Source organism: Hymenobacter profundi, from assembly GCF_019334315.1.
In the GTDB taxonomy this organism is placed as follows: domain Bacteria; phylum Bacteroidota; class Bacteroidia; order Cytophagales; family Hymenobacteraceae; genus Hymenobacter; species Hymenobacter profundi.
Genome location: NZ_JAHWGL010000176.1, coordinates 1 through 4,488, shown reverse-complemented (window position 1 = coordinate 4,488; position 4,488 = coordinate 1). Strand labels below are relative to the sequence as shown.

6 protein-coding genes are annotated in these 4,488 nt (G+C 58.2%); all 6 read right to left on the bottom strand.

Annotated features, from left to right (window positions below; all coding sequences use genetic code 11):
* Window positions 1–54 precede the first annotated feature (54 nt).
* Window positions 55–849: an alpha/beta fold hydrolase gene (locus tag KYK14_RS21575; RefSeq protein ID WP_219161724.1), complete on the bottom strand. Its 795-nt coding sequence runs from the start codon at window positions 847–849 to the stop codon at window positions 55–57.
* Window positions 850–911: 62 nt separating this feature from the next.
* On the bottom strand, window positions 912–1,508 hold the full coding sequence (locus KYK14_RS21570; protein ID WP_185282596.1) for a DUF502 domain-containing protein: 597 nt from the start codon (window positions 1,506–1,508) through the stop codon (window positions 912–914).
* A gap of 144 nt (window positions 1,509–1,652) precedes the next feature.
* The gene (locus tag KYK14_RS21565; protein WP_185282595.1) at window positions 1,653–2,534 is read right to left on the bottom strand and encodes a 4-hydroxy-3-methylbut-2-enyl diphosphate reductase; all 882 of its coding nucleotides are present in this window, start codon (window positions 2,532–2,534) and stop codon (window positions 1,653–1,655) included.
* A 66-nt stretch (window positions 2,535–2,600) separates the two neighbouring features.
* Window positions 2,601–3,314: a (d)CMP kinase gene (gene cmk, locus KYK14_RS21560; protein ID WP_208307913.1), complete on the bottom strand. Its 714-nt coding sequence runs from the start codon at window positions 3,312–3,314 to the stop codon at window positions 2,601–2,603.
* A gap of 32 nt (window positions 3,315–3,346) precedes the next feature.
* Complete coding sequence (locus KYK14_RS21555) at window positions 3,347–3,742, bottom strand: hypothetical protein (RefSeq protein WP_219161723.1); 396 nt, start codon at window positions 3,740–3,742, stop codon at window positions 3,347–3,349.
* 50 nt (window positions 3,743–3,792) lie between these two features.
* Window positions 3,793–4,398, bottom strand: a complete 606-nt coding sequence (locus tag KYK14_RS21550; protein WP_219161722.1) for a hypothetical protein — start codon at window positions 4,396–4,398, stop codon at window positions 3,793–3,795.
* Between the last annotated feature and the right edge of the window lie 90 nt (window positions 4,399–4,488).

The window sequence follows — 4,488 nt, the reverse complement described above, 5'->3', positions numbered from 1 at the left end:
GCTCAGGATGACACTCTTCTTAACTCTCCTCCCTCCTTACCCTCCTCAACTCACTCACCATTGCGCCTCCGGATGACGGCGTACGTAGGCGGCTACCTCGTAGATCAACCCGGCGTGGCCGGTGTCTAGCAGCACCGTGCGGGCGTTGGTGAGGGTGGCAATGAACTGCTGCAAGCCCGCGTGCGGAATCACCTGATCGTGGCGACCTAGAAAGAACGTAACGGGGGTAGGGCGTTTGTTTAGCAGCCGGGCCAGTGCTTTCAGCGAAAACGTAAGCTTGCGAAACCCTACCCAACTACGGTAGATACGCAGGCGTTTCTCGCGGCTATCCAACTGCCATTCGGCAAAGCGCACCAAACCGGCGTCTACCAAGCGCCGCTGCCGCAACGAATCGATGAAGCCTAGCAGGCGCTGCGGGCGCAGCACGGTGCGGCCCAGCAGGTTGCGCATAAACGGCGGAGTGGTAGCCAGTGAATACCAGAACTGCCGTTGCAAGCCATCGGGCGCGAGTAGCCAGAGCTGCTCTACCTTATCGGGGAAACGCTCAGCGGCGGTAAGGGCGAACTTGGCGCCCATGCTAAACGCCAGCAAGCCAAACGTGTCAATTTGCTGCTCGCGCAGAAAATCCGCCAGCAACTCACCCAGACGTTGTTTGGTGAGGGGTGCGTCGGTGCGGCTGAGGCGGCTCTGGCCGTGGTAGAACAAGTCGAACGCGTACACGCTCACCCGCTGCTCGCCCAGCACCGATACCAGGCTGCGCCAGTGGCCGTGGCCCTGCCCGTACCCATGAAACGCCAGTACCACCCGCGGCCCGGAGCCATAGCGCTGGAAATGAAGTGTGGTTTTCAAGTATCGTATTCTAATGAGAAAATAGCCCTTTAGAACACGGCGGCGCGTCAATACGTGCCCGTTTATCCTACCCTGGCATCATTGGACTCACCTTCGCGCGGCACTGGCACCCCTCGGATGCTGGACACCCCACCCGACACGATAAACTTCATGGCTTCGCTGCTAGAAATATTCAGGTACGTAATACTCTCCACAGGCACCAGTTGTAACTCACCCGAGAAATTGTAAGAATGTGGGTAATACACGGCTACCAGATGCGGTTGGTCAAGGGCCACAATGTTCTCCTGGGTGGCAAAGCCCATACGGTAGGCAGGCAGCTCGGCATTGATGCGCACCAGCACCGGCCGGTTAAACTTCTGATTATCGCCCACAAAAGCCGCAAACAGATCCTTGATACTGGAATAAATGATGCCCACCAGCGGCATGCGGTGCAGCATCCGTTGCGTAATCGTCAGCCAAGGGCGTACTAGAAAGCTGGTTGCCAGAAAACCTATGCTGGTTATCAACGCGGCCAACAGCAGCAGCCCCAGTCCTGGCACACCTTCCACATAAAACAGGTGGTCGAGCCAGGTGAAGGCAGCTATCAGAATATAAATGGTAAGGGCAATGGGCGCTACCACCAGCAGCCCGCTCAGAAAATAGTTCGGAAGGTTACGCATGTAACAGAATCAGCATTTACTTCTGAGGGTAGGGCGCAAATCATGCCACACCCCCTACCCTAACATGACAAATGCCCGGCTGGTAGGGCACCGGCCGGGCATTTGCTTGAATGTATGATGTATCGTTATTCGCTAGCGGGTGGCTTACACCAGCTCCCCAATCTGAGCAATGCGGTCAGCAACCTGCTGCATCAGCCACATGGGCGTGCTGGTGGCCCCGCAAATCCCTACCGATTGCGCGTCCTGGAACCACTCGTCCTGCAAGTCTTCCTCGTTCTCCACGAAGTAGCTGCGCGGGTTGGTTTTGTTCACGACACTAAACAGAGCCTTGCCATTGGAGCTTTTACGGCCGCTCACGAACACAATCACGTCGTGCTGAGTGGCAAACTTAGCTAAAGCCGGCTCGCGGTTGCTCACCTGGCGGCAAATGCTGTCGTTGGCGTCGAAGGTAGCTACATCGACACCGGCGGCGGCAATGCGCTCCTCAATTACCTGCTTCATGTGGTAGAAGCCGGCCGTGCTCTTGGTGGTCTGGCTGAACAGCGTGACGGGGCGCGAAAAGTCTACTTGGTCCAGGTCGGCCTCATTCATCACGATGATGGCTTGGTTGCCGGTCTGGCCGGCTAGGCCCGCTACCTCAGCGTGGCCGGGCTGCCCGTAAATGACGATTTGTCCTTGCTGGCGGTTGCTGATATCGAAGGCGTGCTTCACGCGGTTTTGCAGCTTCAATACCACCGGGCAAGAGGCGTCAATCAGCTCCAGATTGTTCTGCATGGCCAGCTGATAGGTTTCCGGCGGCTCGCCGTGCGCCCGAATCAGCACCTTGCAGTCGTGGAGCGTGCCCAGCTGCTCGCGGTCGATGATGCGCAGGCCTAGTGCGTGCAGACGCTCCACCTCCATCCGATTGTGCACAATATCGCCTAGGCAATACAGGGTTTCCTCGTGCGCCAGCTCATCCTCGGCCATCTGAATGGCGAATTCAACGCCGAAGCAGTAGCCCGAATTTTTGTCGATGGTGATGTTCATAGCTTTTTGATCTGCAAACAGAGCGCCAAATGCCAATCGGCTGCGCAATTTTACTTATATAACCGCTTAGCTGCCATTCCGTTCACTGCCGGCCGCCATAGGCGCAAACAACGCTGCTGAGGCCCGTTCCAGCACAAAGTCTACCTGCTCGTCGATGGTCATGTGCGAGGTATCGAGCAGCACGGCATCGGAGGCGCGGCGCAGGGGGCTTTCGGCGCGGGTGGAGTCGATGTGGTCGCGTTTTTCCAGGTTGTCGATGATATCGGCCAGCTCTACTACCTCGTTTTTCACGGCCAGCTCCTCCTGCCGGCGCAGGGCGCGGGTGTGGGTGTCGGCGGTCATAAAAATCTTGACCTCCGCATCCGGAAATACGGTGGTACCAATGTCGCGACCGTCCATTACGATGCCGCGCTTGCGGCCCATTTGCTGCTGCTGGCGCACCAGGGCATGACGCACGGCCGGAATCACCGACACCTCGCTCACGGAATTGGAGATGCGCATTTGCCGGATTTCGTCTTCCCGCACGTGTCCATCGAGGCACAGCTCGTTGCGGCCGGTTTTGCGGTTGCGCTTAAAAGAAATCTGCATCTGGTGCAGGGCTTCCTCTACACGCGGCAGGTCGTCGAAAGCAATCTGGTGCTCCAGCAGGTAGAGCGTCACGGCCCGGTACATGGCTCCGGTGTCGATGTACGCGTAGCCTAGCTCGGCAGCTACGGCCTTGGCCGTGGTGCTCTTGCCACAGGAGGAGTGACCATCGATGGCAATGACGAGCTGGCGCATGGCGAAGGGGCTAGGCGAAGGAAGGGTATCCACTAAATCCAGTTTTTACGACGTTGAGCAGCTTGCAGATGCGTGGGCACCTGGGCAAAAAATACGGCCACCGACTCGGGCAACCCGTGCGCCAATTGCTGCGACACGCGGTAGAAGGGGTTGAAAAAGCTCTTACCCCCGATGCCTACCCCCGTGGTGTTATCGAGGCCGGCGGCCCACTCGCCTTGGTAGGTGTGCACTAGGCACTGCCCCAGAAAACAGCCCAGCGCCGTGACTACGCCTTCCTGCTCAGCGGGCTTAATGGTAGCGCGCTGCTCCTCGATAAAAGCGGCTAATCGGTCCACGGCGGCCGCATCATAGGCGTTCAAGCGCAACTGTTGCCGCACAGCCTCGGCGGCACGGTGGAGAGAGGCAAGGGGCGATTCGGCTTCGGGCATGGCGTACAAAAGTACGAAGCTCCTCGGAAGTGGCCGCCCTGCGGGGTAGTTTATTGCCGCGGCGCCGCCGATTGTGCCTGTTGCCACTGCTGATATTGCTCCAGAATAGCCGCTGCATCGCGGCGGCGGTAGGCGCGGGCTTGCAGGCGCTTGGCCAGTTCCGGATCATCTCCCACCACACTCAGCATCTGCCGGCTGAACGCGGCACGGCCACTGCGCAGCTTCACCATGGCTCCATCGGGTTGGCGCAGCCACCACTGCGTGCCCAGCAGTTGCCACACGAAGCCCGCTTCCATATCCTGATATTGATACAGCCCCATTTTACTTCCTGCGAATAATTCCTGCGCAAAAAAGCGTCCTACCCCACCATACGTGGCATCAGGCAGCACCACGCGGATTACCTCGGTGGGTAGGTAGGAAATGGCTTGTTGGTACTCATTGACGAGGTAGACGCGTTCGGTCTTTAGCTGGTGAAGCTGGCCATCGTGCCACTGGCGGTCGGCAGTTTGGTAGCGCACCGACTGGCTATGCCGCACGTTGGAAATAGTGCCGGGCAGCACGTTCGGGTACATCGTGCGCTGGGCCGGCTCCTCGGGCCGGAGCTGGGCGACGGCGGGTAGGGATAGAAAGAGTAGCGGGAGTAATGCTTTCTTCATAATTGATAAGAAGAACGTATAAGAAGTTGAATATTATCTCCAAAAGGGCAGAAAAATCTGTCCTCCTGAGCTTGCGAAGGACCTTCTCAC

Coding starts and splice junctions, on each gene's coding strand:
- KYK14_RS21570 (WP_185282596.1), bottom strand. CDS start 1,508: ATGCGTAACCTTCCGAACTATTTTCTGAGCGGGCTGCTGGTGGTAGCG.
- KYK14_RS21565 (WP_185282595.1), bottom strand. CDS start 2,534: ATGAACATCACCATCGACAAAAATTCGGGCTACTGCTTCGGCGTTGAA.
- cmk (WP_208307913.1), bottom strand. CDS start 3,314: ATGCGCCAGCTCGTCATTGCCATCGATGGTCACTCCTCCTGTGGCAAG.
- KYK14_RS21555 (WP_219161723.1), bottom strand. CDS start 3,742: ATGCCCGAAGCCGAATCGCCCCTTGCCTCTCTCCACCGTGCCGCCGAG.
- KYK14_RS21550 (WP_219161722.1), bottom strand. CDS start 4,398: ATGAAGAAAGCATTACTCCCGCTACTCTTTCTATCCCTACCCGCCGTC.